The sequence below is a fragment of the Staphylococcus sp. GDY8P131P genome (genome assembly GCF_017891975.1).
Lineage (GTDB): Bacteria > Bacillota > Bacilli > Staphylococcales > Staphylococcaceae > Staphylococcus > Staphylococcus nepalensis.
The window spans coordinates 181066-207560 of sequence record NZ_JAESKF010000008.1; the positions used below are offsets into that span (position 1 = coordinate 181066).

The following is a 26495-nucleotide window of genomic DNA, read 5'->3' on the forward strand; positions in this document are numbered from 1 at the left end:
ATTTTTAATTAAGGTTTTGGGGTCTCGCTTTTTTGAATCGTAGTGGTATTGAATCGCTAAAACTATAACCTATTTCGCTTAATTGAAATGTATTTTCTAATATTTAAAGTTTTAGATAATTGATCAGAAAGCAATAAGCCTAAGGCAATAGAACCAGCGATTAAAATAGCTCTTATAAAGGTATTTGTTGCATCTGTAAAATTTAAAGTGACAAGTTGTTGTGTAGCCCTAAAAGCAATACTACCTGGCACTAGAGGGATAATGCCTGGAATCATAAAAAGTACAACAGGCGCTTTAAAAATCCGGCTCATCATTTGCGCAATTAATCCTAAAGTTAAACTACCAACTAAACTTGAATATATAGCATCTATTTCGAATGATTGTTCTAAAATATAACTGACAAAGTAACCCATTGAACCAGCAAAGCCAGCAGGAATAAATAATTTTTTAGGCGCGTCGTATATGACATTAAAGAAATAGGATGCGCTAAAACTACATAAAAATGTGAATAAAATCGTCAAAATACGGCCTCCTTAAAAAATGGAATAAGCGATTGCAATGCCAGAGCCAATTGCAAAAGCAATCACTAACGCTTCTAAGAATTTTGCAGTAAACATTAACATATGCCTACTAAATAAATCTTGAATAGCAGTAGTTATCAGTACGCCTGGTACGATGGGCATAACAGAAGCAATCATAGCTGGGCCAAATGATTGCTTCACATGAAATAATTCAGAGCCAAATATAACTATCGTCCCTAAAATAAAGGAACCTATAAATTCAGGTATAAACATCGTTAAAGATTTACTTTGCATATATTCGACTATCAAAAATCCTACTGCACCAGCAACAATGGTTGTAAGCGCATCAGCCCACGTGCCACCTTGTAAGTATAAAAAACTTAATGAAATAATACCTGCAGCAATGACTTTTTTCCATAGAGGAATGCTTAAATTGGATCTATCAATATGTTGAAGTGAGTGAAACGCTTCTTCGATAGAAAGTTGATTGCCTGTAAGTTTACGTGAAATGGCATTGACTTGAAATATTTTAAGTAAGTTAGTGCTGTTCTTATCAATACGTAAAATGCGAGTATCATGTGCTTCACTTAATGAAAAGTTAATAAATACGTTAATTACATATCCTTGACTGTTATAGTAACCCATACAAATTGCTATACGTCTCATCGTATCTTCTATACGAGCGATCTCTGCTCCAGAAGATAACAAGATTTTGCCTGCAAGTAATATCACATTCATGGTTGTTTTATCTTTATAGTTATCCAAACGGCACCTCCAACTCATTAAATAATTATAGTTATTATCGCAATATTAATATGTAATTTCAAAGAGAAATTTTCAGAAACCAGAAAATATATACATAAGAAACATTACGCTGCCAGTAGTCTTCGGTTTGTGTGAGGTTAGATTACCAGGACGTCTTAAAAGGTGGGATAGCCATAATATTTCTCGAAAAGAGTCCCTTGTCACGCACGTATAAGGAAAAAAATGAAAGGGTTGCAGTTTTGTATAAGAACTATAATGGCAAATGGGTAACATGCGCATATGCTCATGCATAAACACGGCTGTTCTAATAATTTGAAAAATAGCGCTTTAAACGTAGTTATTTAAAGGCGATACTTTACAAATACTGCCTTTATACTAAAAGAGAGCGAGACATCATTGATGTCTCGCCTCATTTAAACACTATTTATTTTAAATATTAGCATACTTAAAAAATTATTTTCCAAGAGCTTCTGATAAGCCTTGCTCAAGATCTGAAATGATATCATCAATATTTTCTGTACCTACTGACAGTCTGACTAATTCTGGTAGTACTCCAGAAGCTTGTTGTTCTTCTGGTGATAACTGTAAATGTGTAGTGCTCGCCGGATGGATTACTAATGATTTTGAATCTCCTACATTTGCTAGATGAGAGAATAAATGTAAAGATTCTACAAATTTAGCAATATCTTCAACAGAACCATCTACACCAAATGTTAAAATAGCGCCTTGACCATTCGGTAAATATTTTTGAGCGAGGTCGTGGTACGCATTGCTTTCTAAACCAGGATAATTGACCCAAGAGACATTTGGATGGTTTTCTAAAAATTGAGCTACTTTAAGTGCGTTTTCTGAATGGCGTTCGAGACGAAGGTGTAATGTTTCTAAACCAATTAAAAATTCATGCACATTAAAAGGCGAAACTGCAGAACCTAAATCGCGTAATAATTGAACACGTGCTTTTGTGATATAAGCAGCTTCACCCACGTCATTGGCATATGATACACCGTGATAACTTGGGTCTGGTTCAACTAAACCAGGGAATTTTCCATTGTTCCAATTAAACTTCCCACTATCAACAATAATGCCACCAATTGAAGTACCGTGACCGCCTATAAATTTTGTTGCAGAATGAACAATGATATCTGCACCATATTCAAAAGGACGTAATAAATATGGCGTAGGGAAAGTATTATCTACAATTAACGGAATGTTATGTGCATGTGCGATATCAGCTACTGTCTCAATGTCTAAAACATCTATTCTAGGATTACCAATTGTTTCAGCATATACAACTTTAGTTTTATCTGTAATTGCCGATTTAAAATTATCTGGATTACTAGGATCTACGAAGTGTACTTTAATCCCTAATTTTTTGAAAGTGACATTTAATAAGTTATATGTACCGCCGTATAGATTAGAAGAGGCGACAATTTCATCACCATTTTCTACAATGTTGAGCAATGCTAAATGAATTGCGGCTTGGCCAGATGAGGTAGCTAAAGCCCCAATACCACCTTCAAGTGCGGCGATACGTTCCTCAAAAACATTTTGTGTTGGATTCATAATTCTAGTGTAAATATTTCCTGGTTCTTCTAAAGCAAAAAGTTTTCTTGCATGTTCTGTATCATCAAACACATAACTAGAAGTCTGGTAAATAGGTACTGCACGTGATTTTGAAAAGTCATCTACCTCTTGCCCAGCGTGAATAGATAAAGTGTCTAAATGCCAATTATTTTGAGACATATATAAGTCCTCCTATAAAATTGAATTTTCTGATAATTAACACTATACAAGAGGGTTTCTTCTATTTCAAGTATCCTTACTGAAAAAGTAAGGATTATTTTGGGCCTATTTCAAAGTATGTTACAAAAAATGATTAAATATCATAAAGTCAGAATTCATAAAAAGCGGAAAATTGACAGGTAATAGGATCGGATTGTAGTTTTGCGCAAGCAACTAAACTAAGTAACATATCCATCAAGCGTTTCAAATATAAACATACGCCTTCATTTCAAATGAAGGCGCGTTGCTTGGAATAAGAATATTGTTATCTATGACCCATAAAACCATTTATTGATTAATATTTCCTGGGTTATGCTTAATTAGTAATATTGATGATCTGTATGGTGCGTTTCACTGTCCTCTATATGTTCATGGTTTATAATTTCGGGGTTTTGGTGTTGGAGTTGGCTGTAGTCTCCTTTTGGTAATTGGTTTTCTTCTAATTTAACTTTAGGATAAATGAAAAGTGGAATAAATCCAATGACACCATAAATAATAAAAGTATACATAAAATTAAATGCATCAATTAATAACCCTGCCAATGAGGCACCAATAACTTGTCCAACAGCTAACATTAAAAAAGGGATACCTATACCAAGAGAAGCGTTTTTAACAAATATTTTAATACCCCAAACTAGAAGTACACCCGTTAAGAATATATAGCTCATTCCAAATAAAGAGGCAGATACAAATGGAATTAACCAAATGTTTGGAGTGAAAGCAAGCGCAATCGTTGCAATTGCGAGTGCAATGACACCTAAATTAAACGCATAATGAAGACCTCGTTTATCAATTATTGCGCCAGATATACCACCTATCATGCCAAATAATCCAATTAGAATCCAAAAGATAGAAAGGGCGAAATCAGAATAATTTCCTGTATTTTGCACAAATGATTTAGAAAATGTCCAAAAAGTAGCTGTTGAAATTCCTAACAACGTGGAGGTTATCACGATACGTGTACTAGCTGATATATCCCGTATATTAAATGAACCGGTATGAATATTTATATCTTCTTTCAATGAAGGAATAATAAGGTAGTTCCAAATTAAAACAGCGAGCGCTAATATTGCGTAAACAAAGTAAGTTTGTCTCCAATCTATAAAAGCAAACATTGCTGTAATACCAGTGAACATCAAACCAATACTTGTACCTGAATTAATCCAAGTATTCGCTTTCCCTTGTTCATGGACTTTAATCCATAAAGAAATGGTATAACCATAAGGTGGGGAAATTAATCCTGTACTTGCACCTGCAAAAATAACGCCGATGGATAGAATGATTGCGTTCGGTGAAAATCCAATACCGACCAAACCAATCAATACAGAAAAACCGGCAAGCATAATCATACGTTTAGGGCCAATTTTATCTGTTTGTAGCGTAGAATAAATAATAGTAAAACAATAGGCTAAATAAAATAAAGATGAAATAACACCAGATTGTGAAGCAGTTAAATGTAAATCATTAGTGACTTCTGGTAGAAATAACCCAAAACTAAAACGGCCTAAACCATATGTTGTCGCTATCATAGCGATACCAGGGAACACAAGTTTAGAAAACTTCATTACAAATTCCTCCTTTATTAGATAGAATGTTCATTCTATTTTCCGGTTTAAAAAATACGAGATGAGTTATAAAATAAATTATTCTCGATCTCGTTTAAAAATTAAACGCCTTTATGAGCCTCGTTAAGTAATAAATCAGCCATTGTTATAGCATGTGATGTTGCTTTTTTAGAGCCAAGTAAGGCTGTCATGGACGTTGTGCCCTCAAGTAATAGTGTAAATTGAATTGCTAGATCTAAACCGTTAACGATGCCTGCATCATTCGCAAGTTTTTCTAAATAATTTAATAAACGTTGTTTATGCCCTCGAGCTATGTTTTCGATTTCATTATCTGTGTATGCATAATCTTCAATCGCTCTCATAAACATATCACCCTTATATGAATGGTCGTTGAGCCATTCGCAATGTGCTTTCACTGCTGAGATAAAAGGCTGATTTGGTTGCTTCTCTACGTAACTGTCTAAATAGTACCAATATCTAGCTTCACGTTGTTTTAATACTGCTTCGACTAAATTGTCCTTAGAATCAAAGTGATTATATAAAGTCATAGTGGCGACATTAGCTTCTTGAATAATTTGTTTTAAGCCTACGCCACGAAACCCATATTCATAAAACAAACGTTCAGCAGTTGATAATATATCTTGCCTTTTTTGTGACAATAATCTCACACTTTCTTAGTAGAATGACCGTTCTATCTAAAAATAACAATTATATCGTTGATTGTCAAAGTCAATGCTAAATTCGTCATGAAAAACATTGCTATTTTGACACTTTGTAAAAAAAGAGGTAAGATGCTTTCAAAGTGAGCGTTTACTCATTAAGAAAGAAGTGGGGTGTTGATGATGATTGAAGTGAATCACGTAAGTAAAAATTTTGGTGATAAAAAAGTGCTCAAAGATATAAATATTTCATTTGAAAAGGGTGAAATTGTTGGTTTGATTGGTCCATCTGGGACTGGTAAAACAACTTTAATTCAGTGTATGTTGGGCATGGAAAACCTAGATGGCGGCGGAGTGACAATAGATGGTGTTGAAATGCCAAACAGGAAAACTTTAATGGATATTGGTTATATGGCACAAAGTGATGCGCTTTATGAAGACTTAACTGGAAGAGAGAATTTGGAATTCTTTGGTAGTATTTATATCAAAAAAAGAAAAGACATTAAAGCGCGTGTGAAAATATGTAGTGATATGGTGAAATTACAAGCGTCATTAGATAAAAAAGTTTCAACCTATTCTGGTGGAATGAAACGTAGGTTGTCTTTAGCTATTAGTTTTTTACAAAATCCTAAGATATTGATTCTAGATGAACCGACAGTAGGCATCGATCCTAAACTAAGGCAAGCCGTATGGGAAGATTTAAACGCAGCAAAATTAGAAGGAAAAAGTATTCTTGTCACTACACATGTATTGGATGAAGCAACGCGCTGTGACAAACTTTTACTTATGAACCACGGCGAAATTATTGCTATGGGTACACCACAGCATATTAAAGATCAATACCAAGCAGATACGATTGAAGAAGTATTCTTGAAAATGGAGGATTAAATATGAATGCCTTTTATATTGCTAAGCGTATTTTTAAACAGACGATTAGGGATGTGCGTACGCTAATGTTACTCCTTGTAGCACCACTTTTAATATTAACGCTATTATATTATATATTTACGGTTTCAGATAATACAAATGGCGTCAAGGTAGGGCTGCATGACGTCCCCCAATCACTGGTAAACGAATTGCATGGTCAAGATATCACTACTGAATCATTTAACAATAGCCAAAATATTGCACACAAAATTAAAGAAGATAACTTAACAGGGTTTATTTATATGGAAAATGATCAGTTAGAAGTTACCTTTGCAAATGATAATCCAACAGATAGAGGTGTAATGAGCTCAGCTAATCAACAATGGCTTATGAATCATAATATGAATCAAATGAAAGAAAATACAGAATCATTAAAAGAAGCTTTAAATCATATCAAATCACAAGCAGCTAATAACCCTGAAATGGCGCAAAGTTTATCAGGTAATGAACAAAATGTAGGTAAGCCAATAGGAATGAATACGCATTATTTATATGGTAGTGACGATGCTACTTATTTTGATATGATAAACCCAATTTTAATAGGATTTTTCGTGTTCTTCTTTACTTTTTTAATTTCTGGTATTGGTTTATTAAAAGAACGAACATCAGGCACCTTAGAACGTTTATTAGCTTCACCTATTAAACGGAGTCATATTATTTATGGCTATATTATGGGATACGGCATGTTTAGCGTGATTCAAACGTTTGTAGTGGTCATATATGCAATATATGTATTAAACATCGCTGTAGAGGGCTCGGTTTGGTTAGTGCTAGCTACAACTATATTAACTGCACTCGTAGCATTAACATTCGGTATACTCTTATCAACGTTCGCATCTTCAGAATTTCAAATGATACAATTTATACCACTTGTAATCGTTCCTCAAGTGCTATTTGCAGGGTTAATACCTGTGTCATCAATGAATATAGGGTTACAATACTTGGCACATGTCATGCCGCTGTTTTATACAGGACAAGCTATTCAAGATGTAATGATTAAAGGCTTTGGAATACAAGATATTTATATCCATTTATGCATACTATTTGGCATTTTTGTGTTGTTATTGATTTTAAACGTGCTAGGTATGAAACGGTATAGAAAAGTTTAAGTATAGGTGGGAATGAACATGAATCGAAATATTAAAGCTATAGTTGAAGAAATTGTACCTAAATTAAATCATTTAACTGAAAAGCAACGCTCAGTTATCGAAAGCGCACTCTTACTTTTTAGTGAAAAAGGGTATAACAAGACGAGTACAAGTGATATCGCTAAAAGAGCAGGTGTAGCTGAAGGTACAGTATATAAACAATTTAAAAATAAAGAATCACTTCTATATGCAGGGTTGCTTCCTGTAATCAAAGATAATATAGCCCCAACTGTCGCTATGGAATTTATGAATGAGTTGAAAGCTACAAATACTTTGAGTTCGTTTATAAACACGTTCGTGGATAATCGTTCTGAATTCATGTATAAAAATAGGTTACTGCTGAAGGTAATATTAAATGAAGCAATGACGAGCGAAGTATTTCAATCTGTGGTGCTTGAAATATTTAATAAACGTCTTGTAAGTAATTTAAAACCAATGGTCCAACGACTGATTGATCAAGGTGAAATGCGTGATGTTAAAATAGAATATTTTGTACGTACATTAATTGCGCAGTTAATGAATTTAAATATTGGCTATTTAATCGATTTGAACGGCCATCGTGGTGGATCATATGACCAACATCTATCATTTACCAAAGAAAGTCTTTATTATATGTTTAAAGCGTAATAAATATGTTTGATTAGCTAGAATAACAAGCGTAACACAGAAATTAAAGTATGGACGTCTGTGTTACGCTTGTTTTAGTTAAAAAGTTTCAAGTAGTATCTTTTATTTTCTAGTAATACCAATGACATGGCCTAATTGTGTAGGTGCTTCAAAAGTTGGTTGAACATGATAAGCTGATTCGATTTTGTCTAAGATGGCCTGAGGGAATGACATACTACGACGTGTAACACGACTAACACCGATCATTATGACTTCATATGTAGCGACGCGCTCATCTTTGTCATTATACATAGTGAGAAATAAATGTACTCTTTTTGTATCATAATCATAAATGTGTACTTTAACGTAAAACGCATCATCTAATAAAAGTTCTTTCAAAAATGATATATGTGATTCTAAACTGAAAATAGTAATTTCGTGCGTCTGTCGATAAGAAACATATAGGTCGACTGATTCAAAAAACCCAACGACTACATCACTGAAAATGGAATAATATTGTGCATCATGCATATGGTTATTATGATCTATCCAAGATGGTTGCACCGTGTTTTTATAAATGTATTCCTCTGTCACAAGATCACTCCTATAATATAAATTTAATCGTAACCTATATTATTGTAACAGTAATCAACAGTTTAAGTTAGTAAATTGATTGAATTCAGGAATGATTGCATGCAACAAACATGTTAACATCATTTCTATATTTTAATATACATCATTAAAAATGAAGTAAATTGATAAAGAATATTAAGTGAGTTATTATAATAATGTAAACGCTTGCAAATTTAAATGTTTGTTATTTATATAATCATTTATAAGTATGGAATCAAAGGGGAGATGGAAAGGAATAGAAATCCTATACTTTTAAAGCTTGTGTTGTCCTGCTAAGGCTTCAGTAACTAGAAAATGATATAAGCGTGAAGTGCTTTACAAATAGCGTTTTAAAAACTTAAAGTGTATAATCAATTCAGTTATTATAGCTAATATCAAAAGAGTATAGAGAATATTTATTTATATTCCAAACGTTTGTGAATGCTTGAAAGTGGTTTTAACTTAACATTAGCGAAGGGGATTTATATGAAAAGGATATTTTTAATAGGTAGTGCATTCATTGGTATTATCGTGGGTGCAGGATTTGCCTCAGGGCAAGAAATATTACAGTATTTTACGAGTTTCGGAACTGCTGGTATACTTGCAGGCGTTGTTTCTACCGTGTTATTCGCCTATGTAGGTATGATGTTGGTTTGGTTAGGTAGTAAATTTAAAGCTGAGGGACACAATGACGTTATACATAAATTGACTGGTGGTACAGTATTTGGCAAAGTCATTGCATGGCTAGTAGATATTGTACTAATCATTGCTTTATTTGGATTTGGTGTCGTTATGCTTGCAGGCGGAGGCTCAAATTTTGAACAACAATTTGGTATACCAGCCGTGTATGGTACTGCGCTCATGGTTATATTAGTGCTGCTATTTGGTATGCTACGCGTAGATAGCGTGGTGAAAGTAATTGGTAACATTACTCCGCTATTGATTATTTGCATTATCATCGTTGCTATATATTGTTTATTTACGATGTCAGGTTCGTTTAGTGAATTAGATACATTAGCTAAAAGTCATAAATCAGCTGTACCACATTGGTTTATTGCAGGCGTTAATTATGTCTCACTTAATGTGGGACTAGGCGCGTCTATGTCCATCGTTATGGGTGGTAATGAGAGAAATAGTAAAGTTGCTGCATGGGGCGGTTTAGCTGGTGGTTTTGTATTAGGATTAATGATTATGGTAAGCCACTTAGCAATTTTTTCTAAAATTGAAACAGTGGGGCATTTACCATTACCAATGCTCGGCTTAGTCAATGATATTTCCCCTATTTTAGGTGTATTTATGTCAATTGTTGTTTATTTAATGATATTTAATACTTGTTTAGGTATGTTTTATTCGTTAGCTACACGTTTCACTGAAATTGAAACGAATCAATTTAAAATATTTTATACGATATTCACTTTAATTGGTTTCGTCATTAGTTTTGCAGGTTTTACAGATTTAATGACATTCTTCTATCCAGTCATAGGATATATGGGAATTATTATTATCATCGTATTAATTTATGCACCATTTAAGATGAAACGTATCAAAAAACAAGGTAAATCATTTCAAGATATGTAAAGGATAGTCTGTAATAGCTATATATTTTTGTAGCATAAATATTAAGGTAAAATGAATGTATATGAAACTAAAAATATTAAATCCAAAGGAGTAAAAGTGAATGGTATACGTCGCGTTTTTAGTGTTAATTATAGCTATAATTTTACTTGTTTATTCCATAGCGTTACTTATGGGTAAAGACGGATCTTTATTTAGTTTATTTACACATAAAGAAAAGTCGTTAAATAAAGCGGAAAAGTTAGCTATTTATATTGTGACAATTGTATTGTTAGTCATTAGTTTAGTGTGGTTGCTTAATATAATTTAAAAAGCAGGAACGGGGCAGAAATCAATTGTTGCTAAAATGATTTCGTTGTACCATTCCGAGAAGGATAAGTAGGAAAAATGTAAGCATTGAAGCATTGCATGAGGCATACTAATTCATAAATTAAGAAGCGATGCTTAAAAGTTTAATATAAATGTTTTTTATCCTAGTCAGCTACTGACTATATGAAAACAGTCCAAGACACACATAGATGTCTCGGACTGTTTTTTTTATATAACATTGTTATCCTTCATGCATATTTAAAACATAAAAGTTAATATTTTCTTAAGAAATTGACTTCTCGATCGAAAATATGGTTTCCAACATACGTTTGTACTGTATTTAAAACACGCTCGATGATTTGCGTTTTATTTGCTAATATTCGAATACTAAAACCGTGTGTCGGTATTTGAGTAATACCAAAACGGCAATCATATTCTTTTTGATAATGTTTAATTTGATCGTACACATCGTCTATAAGATTTTGGTTAACTTCAGGATGTATGAAATAACATGAACCTAAGTGCGTATAGTTTTCCATATATCCTAAACCACCAACTTTATTTTTAGTTGGATCAAGCAACATATTATCAAAGGTAATGAGTTCATCATCCACATAAATTTCATTTAACAAGTGCATATAAGTGTATGTGAAATCTTTGTCTTCTTTTGAATAACCTGGCGTCAATATATCTGTATAGAATAATGACGCTTTAGGGCTTAGATTAAATGTGTTATGTTGATAAAATTTAGCATTTTCAAATGCAATAATTGGGTCACCTACATATTCAATATAGCCATTATCCTTAATCGTAAAGTTCTGATATTGCTCGACATGATCATTTAATGTTTTATAGATTTTTGTAGCACCTTGTGATGTTAAAATCACACTTGCATTTTCTTCTGCAGTGACATCCATCTTATAACGGTCACCATCTAAATAACCGCCGCCCACATTCACGATATAAAATGTAGGGATATCCGAGCCGTTTAAGTAGACTGGTCGTATGACTTTTAACGCTTTTTCAAAAAAGATATCACGTGCAACTGATTTTTTTCCGTTATGAAAAACGGTTAAATCAAGTTCACCAGTCCATTTTTGTTTTGAATCAGCCATTAAGCTAAACCTTTAAGAAAGACATCTTGGTCAATCCACTCGATTACTTTATCTAGCCCTTCATCTGTTTTAAGGTTAGTAAATGCAAATGGACGTTTGCCTCTGAATGTTTCTGTATCTTCTGCCATACGATCTAAGGATGCACCAACATAAGGCGCTAAATCAGTTTTATTAATTACAAAGAAATCTGATTTAATCATACCTTGCCCACCTTTACGAGGGATTTTTTCCCCTTGAGCAACGTCGATAATGTAAATTGAAAAATCAACAAGCTCTGGACTGAACGTTGCAGCTAGGTTGTCTCCGCCAGATTCAATAAAGATTAAATCAATATCTTCATTACGTTCTTTTAATTCATCGATTGCAGCGAAGTTCATAGAGGCGTCTTCACGAATCGCTGTGTGTGGACATCCTCCAGTTTCAACGCCAATAATGCGATCTGCAGGCAATACGCCTGAGTTAACTAAGATTTTTTCATCTTCTTTTGTATAAATATCATTAGTAATTACACCAATACTAAACTCTTTAGATAATTGTTTTACTAATTTTTCAATAAGTTGCGTTTTCCCTGCACCTACAGGGCCACCGACACCTATTTTAACTGTCTCTGTCATTTAAATTGCCCTCCTAAGATATGAAAATTCTTACGTTTACATTTTCATGTTCCATTTGGTTGATTTCTAATCCGGGTGCAGTGATACCTAATTGTGACTTGTCTAACGTCATAATATGATCTCTTGTTTCTTTCATGAAAGGAATCATATCATGGACGATACGTTGTCCGGCCGTTTGTCCTAAAGGAATGGCACGAACAGCGTTTTGAGTTAAGCTCGATACGTTTTGATATAAATAATAATCTATAATCATTTCTATATCGACACCAAGATAATGGCCGAGCATCGTAAAGCAAATTGCGGGATGCAATTTGGCTTTCTTCTCTTTGTTTTGTTTTTGGTACCACGTTATCCATTCACTATCATAAAGCTCTGCTGCTAGCTTGACCATGCGGTTGCCCATTTGTTTTGAACCTTGCCTAGTCTCTTTAGGCAAATTTTGTACGAAAAGTATTTTATCTAAATATAATATCTTTTCTGTATCATTTTCATTAAGCGCATCATAGACAAGACGCATAGTTAAACCGTCAGCAAACGAAAGTTGTTCAGTTAAGAACAATTCAAGCCATTGTTTAAATGATGCTTCATCATGAACAATATCTCGCTGAATATATGTTTCAAGTCCGAATGAGTGGCTAAAAGCACCAGTCGGAAATTGAGAATCACAAAATTGAAATAGGCGTAAATATGCGTGATTAATCATGAGAATGACCTATATGTCTGAATGCTTGGTTTACTTTTCGGTCTTCGTGACTATAAGGTATGCCGAGATCTTTCAGCAATGATTCTACTAAATAGTCATATTGTACAAGCATTTCTGTTTCTGTAAATTGAGCAGGTAAGTGTCTATTACCTAATTGATGCGCGATATCGCCCATTTCTTGTAAGGTACGTGGCTTGATCACTAAAAGATCTTCCGAATTGACATCAATAATAATCATATTGGTATCGTCTTGATACAAGATATCGCCATATTGTAAATCAATTGGTTGTTTTAAACGAATACCAATTTCATTACCATGATCTGTAGTTACACGTTGAATACGTTTAACTAAGTCGGAATTTTCAAGGTAAACTTTTTCAACATGTTTATTTTTTTCATCTTGCGGAAGATTTGCGATATTACCTTTAATTTCTTCGATGATCATATTTTATCCTCCTAGAATAAGAAATAACGTTGCGTTAATGGTAATTCAGTAGCTGGTTCACTTGTTATTTTTTCACCATCGACAAATACTTCATAAGTTTGCGGATCTACATCTAAATCAGGCATAGCGTTATTATTTTTCATATCTGCTTTAGTTAAATTACGAATGTTTTTAACAGGTCTTAATTTACGATTTAATCCCAATGTTCTGCCGATATCGTTTTCGTAAGCAGTTGATGAAACAAAAGTGATTGATGTACTTTGCATGTTGCCACCTAATTGACCATACATATTACGATATTTTAAAGGCTCAGAAATTGGGATAGAACCATTAGCATCACCGTTAATAGCAGTACTAATCATACCACCTTTAAGTACTACATCAGGTTTAACACCAAAGAACGCTGGTTCCCACATAATAATGTCTGCAAGCTTACCTTCATCGATAGAGCCAACATAGTCTGAAATACCATGCGTAATTGCTGGGTTAATTGTATATTTAGCAATATAACGCTTAATACGGTTATTATCGTTATATTCGCTGTCTCCTTCGAGTGCACCACGTTGTTCTTTCATGCGGTGAGCGACTTGCCAAGTACGTGTGATAATCTCGCCAACACGGCCCATAGCTTGAGAGTCAGAACTTACCATACTAAATACACCTATATCTTGTAATACGTCTTCTGCAGCAATCGTTTCTTTACGGATACGAGAATCTGCGAAGGCAACGTCCTCTGGAATAGAAGCGTTAAGATGGTGGGTAATCATAACCATATCCAAATGTTCATCAACCGTGTTATGTGTGAATGGTAAAGTTGGGTTAGTTGAGGAAGGTAAGATATTTGAGTAAGCAGCTGATTTAATTAAGTCAGGTGCGTGACCACCACCAGCGCCTTCTGTGTGATACATGTGTAATACACGGTCTTTAACAGCAGCCATCGTTTCTTCCATAAATCCAGCTTCGTTTAATGTGTCTGCGTGTAGTGCCACTTGCACGTCATAATCATCTGCAACTTGTAATGCATGATCTAAAGCAGAAGGTGTTGCACCCCAGTCTTCATGGACTTTAAGTCCGATAACGCCAGCATGGATTTGTTCAACCAATGCTGTATGGTTCACAGCTTGGCCTTTACCAGTAAACCCAACGTTTAACGGGATTTGTTCTGCAGCTTCTAACATACGATGGATATACCATGGTCCTGGCGTAGCAGTGGTTGCTTTAGAACCTTCAGAAGCACCTGTACCACCACCGATTAAAGTCGTTGTACCACTTTCTAGTGCTACGAGCGACTGTTCTGGGTTAACAAAGTGAACGTGTGTATCAATAGCACCAGCAGTTATGATTTTACCTTCTGCAGCAATAACATCCGTTGTTGCACCAATCACAATATCCACATTGTCCATGATATCAGGGTTACCCGCTTTACCAACTTTCATAATATACCCGTTTTTAACACCAATATCTGCTTTGACTACTTTGTCGTAATCGAGAATAAGCGCATTGGTAATAACTAAGTCTGCTACTTTTTTGTCGTCTCTTGTTACGTTAGGATTTTGAGCCATACCATCTCTGATGGATTTACCTCCACCAAATGTAGCTTCATCACCATACGTAGCATAATCTTTTTCGACTCTTGCAAATAGGTTTGTATCACCGAGTCTAACTGAATCACCGATAGTCGGACCATAAAGACTCGTATATTGAGATTGCGTCATTTTAAAACTCATCTGTTATACCCACTTTCTTTATTAGCATTTTCCTCTGATAAATTAGACTCATCGATAATTTCTGTTTCTTTGGAATCGTCTTCTGGTTTATACACACGTGTTTCATCGATAGGGCCATTTACTTCTCCGTGGAAACCAAAAATATTGCGTTTTCCTTTATATTCAACTAATTGAATTTCCTTTTCATCGCCTGGTTCAAAACGAACCGCAGCACCTGCAGGAATATCTAAACGTTTCCCGTACGCTTGTTCACGATCAAAATCTAATGCAGGATTTACTTCGAAAAAGTGATAATGAGAACCTACTTGTATAGGACGGTCTCCTGTATTTTTAACATTAATTACTGTAGCGTGTAGGCCTTTGTTAACATCGATTTCTGTGCGTTTAACAATAATTTCACCTGGTTTCATCATATAACCCCCTTTAGACTATTGGATGATGGACAGTAATTAGTTTTGTACCATCAGGGAAGGTTGCTTCAATTTCTAAATCAGTTAACATGTCAGCAACACCTTCCATTACATCATCTTCACTTAATATTTGTTTACCGTAACTCATCAACTCTGCAACAGATTTTCCATCTCTTGCGCCTTCTAGTAATTCAAAACTGATGATTGCGGCTGCTTCAGGATAGTTTAATTTCAAGCCTCTTTGTTGACGTCTACGTGCTAAATCAGATGCAATGACTAGCATTAACTTATCTTGTTCACGTTGTGTAAAATGCACAATTTTCACTACCTTTCAAAAAATGATAAAAAATGATAAATATAATCTTTTTATGTGCTTACAAATTCAATAATAAACGTAAAAATAAGCAACTACAAGGATTACACATTCATTTCAAATGATATAACTGAAAAATTGCACAATTAATTGCGAGACTTTTCATTTTAGGTTGTTTGGTATATCATTGTTAACGTAAATTTTATAGAAATCGGGTGACATTGTGAATGCGATTCAGATTTTACTGAAAAATATCGCGCAGGTCTTATTGTTAAACAATGCATGGACAGGTTTGTTTATTTTATTAGGCCTTTTTATAGGAAGTTGGCAAGTAGGCTTAATGGCATTAATAGCTAGTATCATATCTTTATTGTTAGCTAAGCATACAAATTATTCGAAAGAAGAAATAAATACTGGTTTAGCCGGATTTAATCCAGTACTTACAGCAATTGCATTGACATTGTTTTTAGTGCCAGCATGGTATAGCTTATTGATTGTCTTAATAGCTGTCATTATTACTATGCCGTTAGGTTCTGCATTCAGAGAATTTTTTAAACCCTTTGGAGTACCGATGTTGACGATGCCATACGTCTTTGTTAGTTGGGTCGTCTTATTGATGTCCTTTCAATTTAGATTTGTAAATGCAGACGTCAAAATATTACCTGATACAGTACAAGAAATTACTTTTTCAGGCCATAGTATTCAGTTCGTAAGTGCTTTTTTATCAGGCTTTAGTGAAGTGTTTTTATTAAAAAATGTTTTAGCAGGTGCCTTAATATTAATTGGTATATTGATTGCTTCAAGAAAAGCTGGCATGTTCGCTATCATTGCCAATGTTATTGGCTTTGCAGCAGTAACAGTGCTGGGTGCGAACCATGATCAAATTAATGATGGTTTATTTGGTTATAATGTCATCCTTACTGTATTAGCATTGGGAATTGCATTTAAAACGAGAATCCCTCGTTATATGAGTATTATACTTGGTGTATTACTCACCGTTGTTATACATGCAGGCATGACTACATTGCTAACACCATTTGGCTTACCGGTCTTTACATTGCCGTTTATTATAGCAACATGGATTATGCTGTTTGCAGGTAATAGTATGAGTGTCCAGAAAGCAGAAGAAAGTGAAGAATGAGTGTTTAATTAAATTATCGATGGCAGTATAATAATCATAGATATGATTGATTAAAAGATATTAATTGAATATAAATTTTTTTGGAAAGAGGTATGCTTATGAAGAAACTCATCACAGTATTAGCTTCGACAGCAGTTATTTTAGCTGGTTGTAGCGGTTCTGGTAGCCAATCTAAAGGTAAGACTTTAGATGTGGAGTTGCCACTCAAGACCACATCAATCGCACCATATGAAACGGATGTCCCAGTGAAAATAGGCGCTGCAGAGTCTCTGTTTAAAGCTACAGCAGACGGAAAAGTGCAAAAATTGCTAGTTGAATCATACGAACAAACATCACCAACACAGTTAAATTTAACTTTAAAAGACGATATTAAATTCCAAAACGGTAAAAAAGTGACTGGAGAAGCCGTTAAAGCGAGTTTAGAAGAAAGTATTAAAAAAAGTGATTTAGTCAAAGGTTCATTGCCTATCAAAGATATTAAAGTAGATGGGCAGAAACTGCAGATAAACACGAAAGAAGCGTACCCTGAATTAATTTCAGAATTAGCTAGTCCTTTCTCAGCTATTTATGATACCAAAGCAAAAGGTGACGTTAATAAAACACCTGTAGGTACAGGGCCATATCAAATTAAAAATTATAAACAATCACAAAAGATACAGCTAGATCGTTATGAGGACTATTGGCAAGGTAAACCTAAATTAGACCATATCAACGTTACATACCAAGAAGACGGTAATGCACGTACAAGTAATTTAGATTCTGGAAAAGCAGATGTAATCACAGATTTACCAGTCGAAAAAGTGAAGTCACTCAAAGATAGTGATAAGACAAAAGTTTCTTCTGTCTCTGGATTTAGAACAGCGCTATTATTATATAATCATTCAAGCGATAAAATGACTAAACAAGTTCGGGAAGCATTAGATAAAGTCATTGATCGTGAAAGTATTACAAAAAATGTGTCGAAAGGCTACGCAGAGCCTGCCACAGGTCCATTTAATACTAAATTAGACTTTATTCAAAGCCAAAAAGTACAAAAACAAGACATTGCTCAAGCTAAGAAAATAATGGAAGATGCAGGCTATACGAAAGAACATCCATTGAAATTGACGGTGTCAACTTATAATGGTCGACCAGAACTACCGAAAATGGCACAAGTTATACAATCTGACGCTAAAAAAGCGAATATAGATATCCAATTGCGTAATGTAGACGACATTCAAGGATATCTTGACGACCAAAGCCAATGGGATGCGTCGCTTTATAGTTTTGGTACGATTCCAAGAGGCGACACAGGATATTTCTTTAACCAAGCATATAAACCTGAAGGTGCAATCAATGCAGGTGGTTATGATAATGAAAAAGTCACAGCATTAATTGATGAATTAAATAAAACGGTAGGTAAAGATGAACGTCATCAAATCACAAATCAAATCTTAGATATTACACATGAAGATTTAGCAAATAGCTATATTTCTTACAACGATAATATCGTCGGTATGAGTAAAGATGTAGAAAACTTAAAAGCAACACCAGAAGGTATTTATCTTATTGATTATAAGGTAGATAAAAAAGAATGATATTAAAAAATATACTTTCTAGGATTGGACAAATGATCATCGTATTATTTGTCCTTTCTACTATCACTTTTATTTTAATGAAGCTTACGCCTGGCGATCCAGTTGATAAAGTTTTACATTTAGATGTAGCAAATGTTTCAAATGACCAAATAGAAGAAACTAAAGAACGATTAGGACTTAACCAATCTCCTATAGTTCAATACTTTCAATGGTTAGGACAAATCGTACAATTAAACTTTGGTACGAGTTATCAGACTGGCGAACCTGTAATTAAAGAATTAGTTTTCTACACGCCACCGACAGTATTTATAGCAGTACTAACTATTATTGTTGTGTTTGTAGTTGCGCTACCATTGGGTATTGTGGCTGCGAAATATTATCATACGTGGTTGGATACTTGGATCAGAATATTGACTTCATTTACGGTCAGTATTCCTTCCTTCTTTTTAGGAACCATATTTATTTATGTATTTGCTCAAAAATTAGATGTATTACCGTCATCTGGTTTAGATTCAATGGCTGGTTATATTTTGCCTGTCATAGCATTAAGTATAGGCATGAGTGCCTATTATGTAAGGTTGATGCGTTCCACTTTGATAGAACTTTATAATTCAAAAGAAGTGGAAGCGGCAAGGTTAAGAGGTATGTCCGAGCGCTACATTTTATGGAAAGATTTATTTAAACCTGCCATTATACCTGTCATTACTGTGTTAGGTATGTCTGTAGGAAGTTTGATTGGAGGCACTGTGGTTATTGAAAATTTATTTGGTATCCCTGGTGTAGGTCATTTTCTTGTAGACAGTATTAGAGCGAGAGATTATCCAGTAGTACAAGGTGCAGTTATTATGATTGGTTTCTTTGTTGTGCTGGCCAACACGATTAGTGATTTATTACTATTATGGCTTGATCCTAAACGTCGTTTTAATAGGACAAAGGATGCATTAAAACGTCACCAACAGGATGGTGAAATTTAATGAAAAGAATAAATAAACGAAATTTAATTTTATATATATTCTTGCTGTATCTCTTGGTATTAGTTGTAGCTCAGTTTTTTGTATCGATGAATAGCGCACTAGAGGTGAATCTCGGAAATGCATTAGAGTTACCAAGTAGTACACATTGGTTAGGTACAGATGACTATGGACGTGATTTACTATCGAGAGTGATTGTGGGGGCTAGATATACGTTAGTGATCAGTTTAATCACTTTATTAATCACTGTAATTATTGGTGTACCACTTGGACTTTTAGCAGGATATAAAAGAGGTATCGTTGATACTATCATTATGCGAATTATTGACATCGGATTGAGTATCCCAGAATTTGTCTTAATGATTGCCATGGCAAGTTTCTTTAAACCAAGTATTTGGAATTTAGTTATAGCAATCACGATTATAAAATGGATGACGTATACTCGCCTCACACGATCGATTGTGAGTAGTGAAGTTGAAAAACCTTATATACAAATGGCTAGGTTGTTTAACGTGCCAACCCACATCATTATCTTTAAACATTTTTTACCACAAGTGATGCCATCAATGATTGTGTTGATGACAGTAGATTTTGGTAAAATTATTCTTTATATTTCTTCTCTATCCTTTTTAGGTTTAGGTGCACAACCACCTTCTCCAGAATGGGGTGCAATGCTCAATGCAGGTAGAGATTATATTGATGCTTACCCGTTACTATTGATTGTGCCGGCATTTTTAATTACAATCACTATCTTATTGTTTAATTTAGCTGGTGACGCATTAAGAGATAAATTATTAAAAGGAAAGCGTGATATAGATGGCTAATATTAACGTTTTGGAAATCTTAAACCTAACTATAAAAGAACGAGAGGGCAAAACACTTATACACCATCTTGATTTAGCATTACGTAAGAGTAAGGTAAATGTATTGGTTGGTGAAAGTGGTTCTGGTAAGAGTTTGACTGCAAAGGCATTAGTACAACAAGTACCTGATACATTAACGACGCGATTTGATGCATTACATTATAAAGGTGAAATAATTACTAATATGCATCATTTATTAGGCAAAGAAATAGGATTTATATCCCAAGATTACACACATAGTTTTAATGACCATACCAAATTAGGAAAACAATTACTTGCGATTTATAAAATGCATTACAAAGTAGATAAAACGGTGGCTTATAAGTTTGTAACACAAGCGCTTAAATGGGTAGATTTAAATCCAGAACACGTGATGAAACGCTACCGTTTTAGTTTATCTGGCGGGCAACTAGCAAGGGTGCAAATAGCGAGTGTCTTAATGCTGAACCCAAGTGTTATTATTGCTGACGAACCTACGTCATCTTTAGATGCAATAACTGGTTATAATTTGATGCATTTAATCAAACACTTAGCCGACGTTCACCAAGTGACTTTATTGATTATCACGCATAATTTATCTCATGTTCTTGGTTTTAGTGATTGGATTAATGTCATTCAACACGGTAAATTAATAGATTTTAATCATGTTCAGGCTTTTAAAAATCGGCATGTGAAGCCGTATAGCCTGGAACTATTTGATGCACGGAGTCAATTAAGAAAGGATGGCGCCTATGATTGAGTTGAAACATATTCGCTTTGCTTATAAACAAGCCCCAATTTTAAAAGATATCAATTTAACCATAGCACCAAACGAAAAGGTGGGCGTTGTCGGCGAAAGCGGTTCTGGTAAAACCACTTTAGCACATGTCATGTTAGGTTTGTTAACTCATTACCAAGGCCACTTTTCAACGCAAGGCTTAAGTATGCTTCCGATATTTCAACATGCATATGATAGCTTTAACCCTAAATTTAAAATACGCACAGCATTAGAAGAACCTATACAATATTATAAAGGTACACACTCCCCGGCATCTATTCGTAAGAAACTTGAGCACTTAATGGCGTATATGCAATTAGAAAATGCATTACTAGAAAAATTTCCAGACGAATTAAGTGGAGGCCAACTGCAACGCTTTAACACGATACGGACCTTAATGTTAGAGCCGGATATGTTAATCTGTGATGAAATTACAGCAAGTTTAGACGTTATAGCGGAACAAAGAATGATTAAAGTATTAAAAGATTACTACGACCAAACAAATAAAGGTATACTTATGATTTCTCATGATATTGCATTTTTAAATCAATTTGTTGAGCGTATGATTGTTATGAAAGATGGCGAAATCGTCGATGATTTTCCTATAGGTGATTTGTTTGATGACCAACGTGATAAGTATACAAAAGAGTTACTCTCTATTTATTAAAGCGTATGCTGTTTTATGATTAACAAGTAAAAGCCATTCAATTGAGATAAGCACATCGGACATAATGAATTGTCTTAGCCTCAAAAACCTATGGATAGAAACTAGAGAAAGTTGGAAATGTAACGTACATAGTAACCGACTATGATCTCAAAACAATTATCGCTTGGATATGAGAACGAAACATGATTCAAGGCTTAGACATCTGTCTCTGACTCAATTATAAATATATCGAAAAGGGGAGTATTTAAGAATGAAAAAAATATTATTACCATTGCTCGCGCTTATTTTGGTATTGTCAGCATGTAGTAATCAGTCTGATAACAAGTCATCTAAAAATGAGGGCGAAACAAAAACGTACGTTCAAGATTCAGGCGATAAAGTAAAAATTCCAAAAAACCCTAAACGTATTGTTGTACTTGGCGCAACATACGCGGGTGGTTTAGAACAACTCGATGCAAATATTGTTGGTGTTGCAGATATTGTAGATGATAGTAAAGTATTAAAAGATAAATTTAAAGATGTAGAAAAAGTAGATGCTGAAAACGTAGAAAGCGTCGCAAAGTTAAAACCAGATTTAATTATTACGTACAATACGGATAAACACCTGAAAAAATTAAATAAAGTAGCACCAACCATCGCCTTTGATTATATGAAACATGATTATAAAGAACAACATCAGGCATTAGGAAAAATAGTAGGTAAAGAAGATAAAGCGAATGCATGGATTGATAAGTGGAATAAAAAGACAGAAAATGATGGTAAAGCTATTAAAGATGCAATAGGGGAAGATACGACTGTATCAATCATTAAAGATTTTGATAAAAAAGTGTATGCGCTTGGTAAAACATATGGTCACGGTAGTGAAGTATTATATGATGCATTCGGTTTAACCATGCCAAAAACCGTAGAACAAGCGACTAAGAAAAATGATTTAGCTGATATATCTGAAGAAGAACTTCCAGACATGGCAGGAGATTACGTTGTAACGCCAGTCGCCAAAGGAAGTAAATTATCATTTGAAAACAAAGATATATGGAAAAATACCGAAGCTGTCAAAAATGGACATACAATTAAAGTAGATGAAGGTATTTATTGGTTAAATGATCCATATTCTTTAGAATACGAGCGTAAAGATTTGAAAGAACAATTATTGAAACAATAGTTAATTAAAAATTATAAAACCATTTTAGTAGTGATTATCAACTCAAACATTTGTAGACGCACGATTGTTTTTAGGTTAGGTGATACACACGCTGGAATGGTTTTTTAATGATATTTAAAGTGAAATGAAAACAAAATGTGTACATTGATTGAGAAATATAATGTAAAATGTTATATTACATTATATAAATTGATGGAAAAAGGAGGATTAAAATGACAGCTTCTATGAGACTAAGAATTGCCTTTTTGAATAACGCATAATTTAAATCATTCAAAAAGGTCTTGTTCGCAAGGATATCTCATAGGGAGAAGTATGTCATTTTTTCCTAAAATTAAATATAAGTTATAAATTTCAGTATCTTTTTAAAAGAACATTTATGATTTATATAGCGGATGAGACGGGAGAAACCTGTCTCTTTTTTGCGTACACGCTCTTTAATTTTAAGGAGTGTATTAATTAAACATGGAACAATATACAATCAAATTACATCAGATTAACCAATCACTGACTGATACTCGTTTTTTAAAAATAGAAAATTTATATGCTTATCAATTTGAAAAAATTGGAGTGATTGGCAATAATGGTACTGGGAAGACAACATTACTCAATATGATCACACAACCTAGCCTAGTAGAAAAGGGTAGCGTTGATGTTAAGGAAGAGATACAATATTTCAAACAAATAGATACGCCAGAAAATATTGAGATAAATACGTTAGATGGCAGTATTTTAAGTGAACTTCAGCTACCTATGGCAGAAATTGATAAAATGAGCGGCGGCGAAAAGGCGAAGTACAAACTCGCAACTGTTATTTCAAATTATAGCCCAATACTACTGTTAGATGAACCGACCAATCATTTGGATTATGCGAGTGTTGATTATCTGATTCAGACACTAAAATTTTATTATGGCACTTTAATTATAGTGAGTCATGATAGAGACGTACTTGATGAAGTTGTAGACACGATATGGGACATACAAAATGATGGTACAATACGCGTATTTAAAGGGAACTATTCGCAGTATGAGCGTCAGTTGGGACTAGAAAATATGGAGAAACAAAGGCAATATGACAATTATATAAATGAAAAGAAACGATTAGCGCACGCAAGCGATAATAAACGTAAAAAAGCGCAACAAATCCAAACGGCTTCTGCAAAACATAAAAGTAAAAGTATGTCACCTGACCGTTTAAGCGGCTCTAAACAAAAAGATACAGTTGAAAAAGCAACACAGAAGCAAGCTAAACATATTGAAAAACGCATGGCGCAATTAGAAAAAATCGAAAAACCACAAGCTGAAAATCAGTTTCAATTTCCACATAGTAAAATCTATGATGTGCATAATCATTACCCGATCGTTGCACAAGACTTGAATATTATCAAAGAAGGTAACGACATATTATCACATGCTCGTTTTCAGATACCTTATGCGAAAAATATAGCGATTATTGGGGAAAATGGTAGTGGTAAAACATCTTTATTTGAAACGATTTACCAGCGCGACCCAAGTATTGATTGTTCACCTAAAATTGAGATGGCATATTATCAACAGCTTTCTTACCAAGATATGTATGATGTACCATTATTACAATATTTAATTGAAAAAACGGGCGCAACCTCATCGTTTGCACGTGCTATTTTAAATAATCTAGGACTAAATGAAGCGTTAGATCGTTCTTGTGTAGATTTAAGTGGTGGTGAAAGAACTAAGTTATCTTTAGCTATATTATTTTCTACCAAAGCCAATATGCTTATTTTAGATGAACCGACTAATTTTTTAGATATAAAAACAATCACAGCATTAGAGCAGTTTATGAATAAGTATCCGGGAATTATATTATTTACATCACATGATTCGAATTTTATAAAAAATGTTGCTGATAGAAAATGGCAAATTAAAAACAAAGCTGTTTTTGATATAACATAATTGAAATGTATGATTTAATAATGGTAAGTTTCGATTGAATTAGGGGAGATGTACGATGAACAAAGAACAAAAGATAGACAACTGGATTAAAATGACCAAATATATACACTATATTGAAATGATGATTGAAAGAAAATTAAAAGAGCAATACCATTTAAGTCTTAAAGAATTTTACGTTTTATATGAAATTTATAAATCAGAAAATAAAAAGTATAAAATAAATGACTTAATTAAAGTGGTAGATTTAAGCCAAAGCGCTATGTCTAGACTGATTGTCAGAATGGAAAAAACAGAAATTGCGTTTGTTTATAGACAAGAATGTATAGAAGATCAAAGAGCCATGTATATTTATTTAACAGATGCAGGTGAGATAGAAACTAAAAAAGCACTTAACACTTACGAACAACTTTTAAAACAAGTGAATTTAGAAAGCATTAGAACGTTAACAAAAATGGAAGCGCACGATTAATAGGCATCATGAATGAATCATAGCATGTCACATATCGACGCACATCATTCATACTAAAATGAATGTTATGTGGTGTAACTGCTAAGGGAAAGCAAGTGATTGTGTATTAAATAATAATGGAAAGATTAGAAAAAGTGTGAATCATAGATGCATGCTGCTATGGTGCTTTGTTTATTTAATGTTGTTGTGGTGTGTCTGGGAATGTGAGAAAATCAAAGTCATAAGGATTTGTACAAGAATGGAAGGTGTAGCATGTGATAAAAGCAATAGCAGTCGATAAAGATGGCACGTTTTTTAAATCTGATAATACATTTGATGAACGTTATTTTAATCAACTTTTTGAAATAATGATAGAAAAACATATTAAATTTATAGTTGCGAGTGGTAATCAATACGCACAATTACGTTCATTTTTTCCTGAAAAAGACAATCAGATAACCTATGTAGCTGAAAATGGCGCAGTGACTTATCAAAATGAGGCGTTAGTGACAGCGCATTATTTTGATAAACACCTTGTGGCTGACGTCTTAGATTTAATTATAAACCATTACCATATTCAAGACGTAGTATTAAGTGGCCTAAACACGGCGTATGTGTTGGATTATGTTAGCGATGATTTCTTGTCATTTTTATATAAATATTATTATCATATAAAAAAGGTTTCAGATTTTAAAAGTATTAATCAAGATGAATTTGTTAAAATGGCACTTAGAATTAAAGATCAAACACTTTTAGAAAATGTAATGCAAGGCTTGAAAAACAAATATGGCGAGAAACTAAGAGCTGTGACAAGTGGCAATGATAGTTTGGATATCATACTTCCTAAAGTGAATAAAGGCGTCGCGATTGAAGCACTTTTGGACAGCTGGGGAATACAAACGAATGAATTGCTAGCTTTTGGAGATGCTAATAATGATATTGAAATGTTAGCCTTAACACCTTACAGTTATGCGATGGCAAACTGCAGCCCAGAAGTTGCTGCAACTGCAAATTACCGCGCACCCTCTAATGACGAGTCAGGGGTGTTACAAGTTATTGAAACTTATTTAACACAAATGCCCCAAGGATAGCTAAGTCAGGCGTCGTTTGATTTCTTTCACTATATAAAAAAAACTCATTGGTCTTTAAGTAACGTCATATGAGACGTTATTTATATGAACAAT

28 protein-coding genes are annotated in these 26495 nt (G+C 33.9%); 15 read left to right on the forward strand and 13 right to left on the reverse strand.

Going from position 1 to position 26495, the window contains the following annotated elements; all coding sequences use genetic code 11:
* Positions 1 to 62: 62 nt before the first annotated feature.
* From KA894_RS08730 to KA894_RS08750, 5 genes are all read right to left on the reverse strand, one after another.
* Positions 63 to 521 carry a threonine/serine exporter family protein gene (locus KA894_RS08730; RefSeq protein WP_096808313.1) on the reverse strand — a complete coding sequence of 153 codons (459 nt, stop codon included), beginning with the start codon at positions 519 to 521 and terminating at the stop codon, positions 63 to 65.
* A 12-nt stretch (positions 522 to 533) separates the two neighbouring features.
* The gene (locus tag KA894_RS08735) at positions 534 to 1286 is read right to left on the reverse strand and encodes a threonine/serine exporter family protein (RefSeq protein WP_210133890.1); all 753 of its coding nucleotides are present in this window, start codon (positions 1284 to 1286) and stop codon (positions 534 to 536) included.
* A gap of 453 nt (positions 1287 to 1739) precedes the next feature.
* Positions 1740 to 3029, reverse strand: a complete 1290-nt coding sequence (locus tag KA894_RS08740; RefSeq protein ID WP_096808315.1) for a homocysteine synthase — start codon at positions 3027 to 3029, stop codon at positions 1740 to 1742.
* A gap of 359 nt (positions 3030 to 3388) precedes the next feature.
* A complete protein-coding gene (locus KA894_RS08745; RefSeq protein WP_096808316.1) occupies positions 3389 to 4633 on the reverse strand; it encodes an MFS transporter in 1245 nt (414 codons plus the stop codon).
* 101 nt (positions 4634 to 4734) lie between these two features.
* The gene (locus KA894_RS08750; protein ID WP_096808317.1) at positions 4735 to 5292 is read right to left on the reverse strand and encodes a TetR/AcrR family transcriptional regulator; all 558 of its coding nucleotides are present in this window, start codon (positions 5290 to 5292) and stop codon (positions 4735 to 4737) included.
* A 183-nt stretch (positions 5293 to 5475) separates the two neighbouring features.
* Between KA894_RS08750 and KA894_RS08755 the strand changes: the two genes are divergently transcribed.
* The 3 genes from KA894_RS08755 to KA894_RS08765 are packed head-to-tail and all read left to right on the forward strand — an operon-like array spanning position 5476 to position 7994.
* Positions 5476 to 6180: an ABC transporter ATP-binding protein gene (locus KA894_RS08755; RefSeq protein ID WP_096811190.1), complete on the forward strand. Its 705-nt coding sequence runs from the start codon at positions 5476 to 5478 to the stop codon at positions 6178 to 6180.
* 2 nt (positions 6181 to 6182) lie between these two features.
* Positions 6183 to 7328, forward strand: a complete 1146-nt coding sequence (locus KA894_RS08760; protein WP_107644143.1) for an ABC transporter permease — start codon at positions 6183 to 6185, stop codon at positions 7326 to 7328.
* Between the two features lie 18 nt (positions 7329 to 7346).
* Complete coding sequence (locus KA894_RS08765) at positions 7347 to 7994, forward strand: TetR/AcrR family transcriptional regulator (RefSeq protein WP_096808319.1); 648 nt, start codon at positions 7347 to 7349, stop codon at positions 7992 to 7994.
* Positions 7995 to 8096: 102 nt separating this feature from the next.
* On the opposite strand, the gene KA894_RS08770 is transcribed toward KA894_RS08765, so the two are convergent.
* On the reverse strand, positions 8097 to 8567 hold the full coding sequence (locus KA894_RS08770) for a thioesterase family protein (RefSeq protein ID WP_107644144.1): 471 nt from the start codon (positions 8565 to 8567) through the stop codon (positions 8097 to 8099).
* Between the two features lie 504 nt (positions 8568 to 9071).
* Here KA894_RS08770 and KA894_RS08775 point away from each other — a divergent pair.
* Complete coding sequence (locus KA894_RS08775) at positions 9072 to 10163, forward strand: YkvI family membrane protein (RefSeq protein WP_096808321.1); 1092 nt, start codon at positions 9072 to 9074, stop codon at positions 10161 to 10163.
* Between the two features lie 100 nt (positions 10164 to 10263).
* A complete protein-coding gene (locus KA894_RS08780; protein WP_096808322.1) occupies positions 10264 to 10470 on the forward strand; it encodes a hypothetical protein in 207 nt (68 codons plus the stop codon).
* 271 nt (positions 10471 to 10741) lie between these two features.
* Here the strand turns inward: KA894_RS08780 and KA894_RS08785 are convergent, their stop codons facing one another.
* The 7 genes from KA894_RS08785 to KA894_RS08815 are packed head-to-tail and all read right to left on the reverse strand — an operon-like array spanning position 10742 to position 15799.
* Positions 10742 to 11584 (reverse strand): urease accessory protein UreD, encoded by an 843-nt coding sequence (locus KA894_RS08785; protein ID WP_107644145.1) that lies wholly within the window; start codon positions 11582 to 11584, stop codon positions 10742 to 10744.
* Positions 11584 to 12198: an urease accessory protein UreG gene (gene ureG, locus KA894_RS08790; protein ID WP_096808324.1), complete on the reverse strand. Its 615-nt coding sequence runs from the start codon at positions 12196 to 12198 to the stop codon at positions 11584 to 11586. The genes KA894_RS08785 and ureG overlap by 1 nt, the downstream gene beginning before the upstream one ends.
* Positions 12199 to 12211: 13 nt before the next feature.
* The gene (locus KA894_RS08795) at positions 12212 to 12901 is read right to left on the reverse strand and encodes an urease accessory protein UreF (RefSeq protein ID WP_096808325.1); all 690 of its coding nucleotides are present in this window, start codon (positions 12899 to 12901) and stop codon (positions 12212 to 12214) included.
* Entirely contained in the window at positions 12894 to 13346 is a 453-nt protein-coding gene (gene ureE / locus KA894_RS08800; RefSeq protein WP_103372807.1) for an urease accessory protein UreE, read from the reverse strand. The genes KA894_RS08795 and ureE overlap by 8 nt, the downstream gene beginning before the upstream one ends.
* An 11-nt stretch (positions 13347 to 13357) precedes the next feature.
* Positions 13358 to 15073 carry an urease subunit alpha gene (gene ureC, locus KA894_RS08805; RefSeq protein WP_096808327.1) on the reverse strand — a complete coding sequence of 572 codons (1716 nt, stop codon included), beginning with the start codon at positions 15071 to 15073 and terminating at the stop codon, positions 13358 to 13360.
* Positions 15070 to 15483: an urease subunit beta gene (locus KA894_RS08810; RefSeq protein WP_096808328.1), complete on the reverse strand. Its 414-nt coding sequence runs from the start codon at positions 15481 to 15483 to the stop codon at positions 15070 to 15072. Before KA894_RS08810 ends, ureC begins: the two co-directional genes overlap by 4 nt.
* A 13-nt stretch (positions 15484 to 15496) precedes the next feature.
* Positions 15497 to 15799, reverse strand: a complete 303-nt coding sequence (locus tag KA894_RS08815) for an urease subunit gamma (protein ID WP_046206693.1) — start codon at positions 15797 to 15799, stop codon at positions 15497 to 15499.
* A gap of 220 nt (positions 15800 to 16019) precedes the next feature.
* Between KA894_RS08815 and yut the strand changes: the two genes are divergently transcribed.
* The 10 genes from yut to KA894_RS08865 all read left to right on the forward strand — a co-directional run bounded on the left by yut (position 16020) and on the right by KA894_RS08865 (position 26402).
* Positions 16020 to 16937 (forward strand): urea transporter, encoded by a 918-nt coding sequence (yut, locus tag KA894_RS08820; protein ID WP_103372806.1) that lies wholly within the window; start codon positions 16020 to 16022, stop codon positions 16935 to 16937.
* 92 nt (positions 16938 to 17029) lie between these two features.
* The gene (nikA, locus tag KA894_RS08825; RefSeq protein ID WP_369967501.1) at positions 17030 to 18514 is read left to right on the forward strand and encodes a nickel ABC transporter substrate-binding protein; all 1485 of its coding nucleotides are present in this window, start codon (positions 17030 to 17032) and stop codon (positions 18512 to 18514) included.
* On the forward strand, positions 18511 to 19488 hold the full coding sequence (nikB, locus tag KA894_RS08830) for a nickel ABC transporter permease (protein WP_096808331.1): 978 nt from the start codon (positions 18511 to 18513) through the stop codon (positions 19486 to 19488). The genes nikA and nikB overlap by 4 nt, the downstream gene beginning before the upstream one ends.
* Complete coding sequence (nikC, locus tag KA894_RS08835) at positions 19488 to 20309, forward strand: nickel transporter permease (protein WP_115341869.1); 822 nt, start codon at positions 19488 to 19490, stop codon at positions 20307 to 20309. The genes nikB and nikC overlap by 1 nt, the downstream gene beginning before the upstream one ends.
* Positions 20302 to 21087, forward strand: a complete 786-nt coding sequence (locus KA894_RS08840; protein WP_107644148.1) for an ATP-binding cassette domain-containing protein — start codon at positions 20302 to 20304, stop codon at positions 21085 to 21087. The genes nikC and KA894_RS08840 overlap by 8 nt, the downstream gene beginning before the upstream one ends.
* Complete coding sequence (locus KA894_RS08845) at positions 21080 to 21772, forward strand: ABC transporter ATP-binding protein (protein ID WP_096808334.1); 693 nt, start codon at positions 21080 to 21082, stop codon at positions 21770 to 21772. Before KA894_RS08840 ends, KA894_RS08845 begins: the two co-directional genes overlap by 8 nt.
* Before the next feature lie 250 nt (positions 21773 to 22022).
* Complete coding sequence (locus tag KA894_RS08850) at positions 22023 to 22934, forward strand: ABC transporter substrate-binding protein (protein ID WP_119487696.1); 912 nt, start codon at positions 22023 to 22025, stop codon at positions 22932 to 22934.
* A 462-nt stretch (positions 22935 to 23396) separates the two neighbouring features.
* Positions 23397 to 24863 (forward strand): ribosomal protection-like ABC-F family protein, encoded by a 1467-nt coding sequence (gene abc-f / locus KA894_RS08855; protein WP_119487697.1) that lies wholly within the window; start codon positions 23397 to 23399, stop codon positions 24861 to 24863.
* A gap of 55 nt (positions 24864 to 24918) precedes the next feature.
* Positions 24919 to 25332: a transcriptional regulator, SarA/Rot family gene (locus KA894_RS08860; protein ID WP_096808337.1), complete on the forward strand. Its 414-nt coding sequence runs from the start codon at positions 24919 to 24921 to the stop codon at positions 25330 to 25332.
* Positions 25333 to 25586: 254 nt separating this feature from the next.
* Positions 25587 to 26402, forward strand: coding sequence for a Cof-type HAD-IIB family hydrolase (locus KA894_RS08865; protein WP_096808338.1), 816 nt, complete (start codon positions 25587 to 25589; stop codon positions 26400 to 26402).
* The last annotated feature ends 93 nt before the right edge of the window (positions 26403 to 26495 follow it).

Coding starts and splice junctions, on each gene's coding strand:
- KA894_RS08795 (WP_096808325.1), bottom strand. CDS start 12,901: ATGATTAATCACGCATATTTACGCCTATTTCAATTTTGTGATTCTCAA.
- ureG (WP_096808324.1), bottom strand. CDS start 12,198: ATGACAGAGACAGTTAAAATAGGTGTCGGTGGCCCTGTAGGTGCAGGG.
- nikB (WP_096808331.1), top strand. CDS start 18,511: ATGATATTAAAAAATATACTTTCTAGGATTGGACAAATGATCATCGTA.
- KA894_RS08755 (WP_096811190.1), top strand. CDS start 5,476: ATGATTGAAGTGAATCACGTAAGTAAAAATTTTGGTGATAAAAAAGTG.
- KA894_RS08845 (WP_096808334.1), top strand. CDS start 21,080: ATGATTGAGTTGAAACATATTCGCTTTGCTTATAAACAAGCCCCAATT.
- nikC (WP_115341869.1), top strand. CDS start 19,488: ATGAAAAGAATAAATAAACGAAATTTAATTTTATATATATTCTTGCTG.
- KA894_RS08745 (WP_096808316.1), bottom strand. CDS start 4,633: ATGAAGTTTTCTAAACTTGTGTTCCCTGGTATCGCTATGATAGCGACA.
- KA894_RS08840 (WP_107644148.1), top strand. CDS start 20,302: ATGGCTAATATTAACGTTTTGGAAATCTTAAACCTAACTATAAAAGAA.
- ureC (WP_096808327.1), bottom strand. CDS start 15,073: ATGAGTTTTAAAATGACGCAATCTCAATATACGAGTCTTTATGGTCCG.
- KA894_RS08850 (WP_119487696.1), top strand. CDS start 22,023: ATGAAAAAAATATTATTACCATTGCTCGCGCTTATTTTGGTATTGTCA.
- KA894_RS08740 (WP_096808315.1), bottom strand. CDS start 3,029: ATGTCTCAAAATAATTGGCATTTAGACACTTTATCTATTCACGCTGGG.
- ureE (WP_103372807.1), bottom strand. CDS start 13,346: ATGATCATCGAAGAAATTAAAGGTAATATCGCAAATCTTCCGCAAGAT.
- abc-f (WP_119487697.1), top strand. CDS start 23,397: ATGGAACAATATACAATCAAATTACATCAGATTAACCAATCACTGACT.
- nikA (WP_369967501.1), top strand. CDS start 17,030: ATGCTTATGAAGAAACTCATCACAGTATTAGCTTCGACAGCAGTTATT.
- KA894_RS08775 (WP_096808321.1), top strand. CDS start 9,072: ATGAAAAGGATATTTTTAATAGGTAGTGCATTCATTGGTATTATCGTG.
- KA894_RS08810 (WP_096808328.1), bottom strand. CDS start 15,483: ATGAAACCAGGTGAAATTATTGTTAAACGCACAGAAATCGATGTTAAC.
- KA894_RS08760 (WP_107644143.1), top strand. CDS start 6,183: ATGAATGCCTTTTATATTGCTAAGCGTATTTTTAAACAGACGATTAGG.
- KA894_RS08785 (WP_107644145.1), bottom strand. CDS start 11,584: ATGGCTGATTCAAAACAAAAATGGACTGGTGAACTTGATTTAACCGTT.
- KA894_RS08860 (WP_096808337.1), top strand. CDS start 24,919: ATGAACAAAGAACAAAAGATAGACAACTGGATTAAAATGACCAAATAT.
- KA894_RS08780 (WP_096808322.1), top strand. CDS start 10,264: ATGGTATACGTCGCGTTTTTAGTGTTAATTATAGCTATAATTTTACTT.
- KA894_RS08765 (WP_096808319.1), top strand. CDS start 7,347: ATGAATCGAAATATTAAAGCTATAGTTGAAGAAATTGTACCTAAATTA.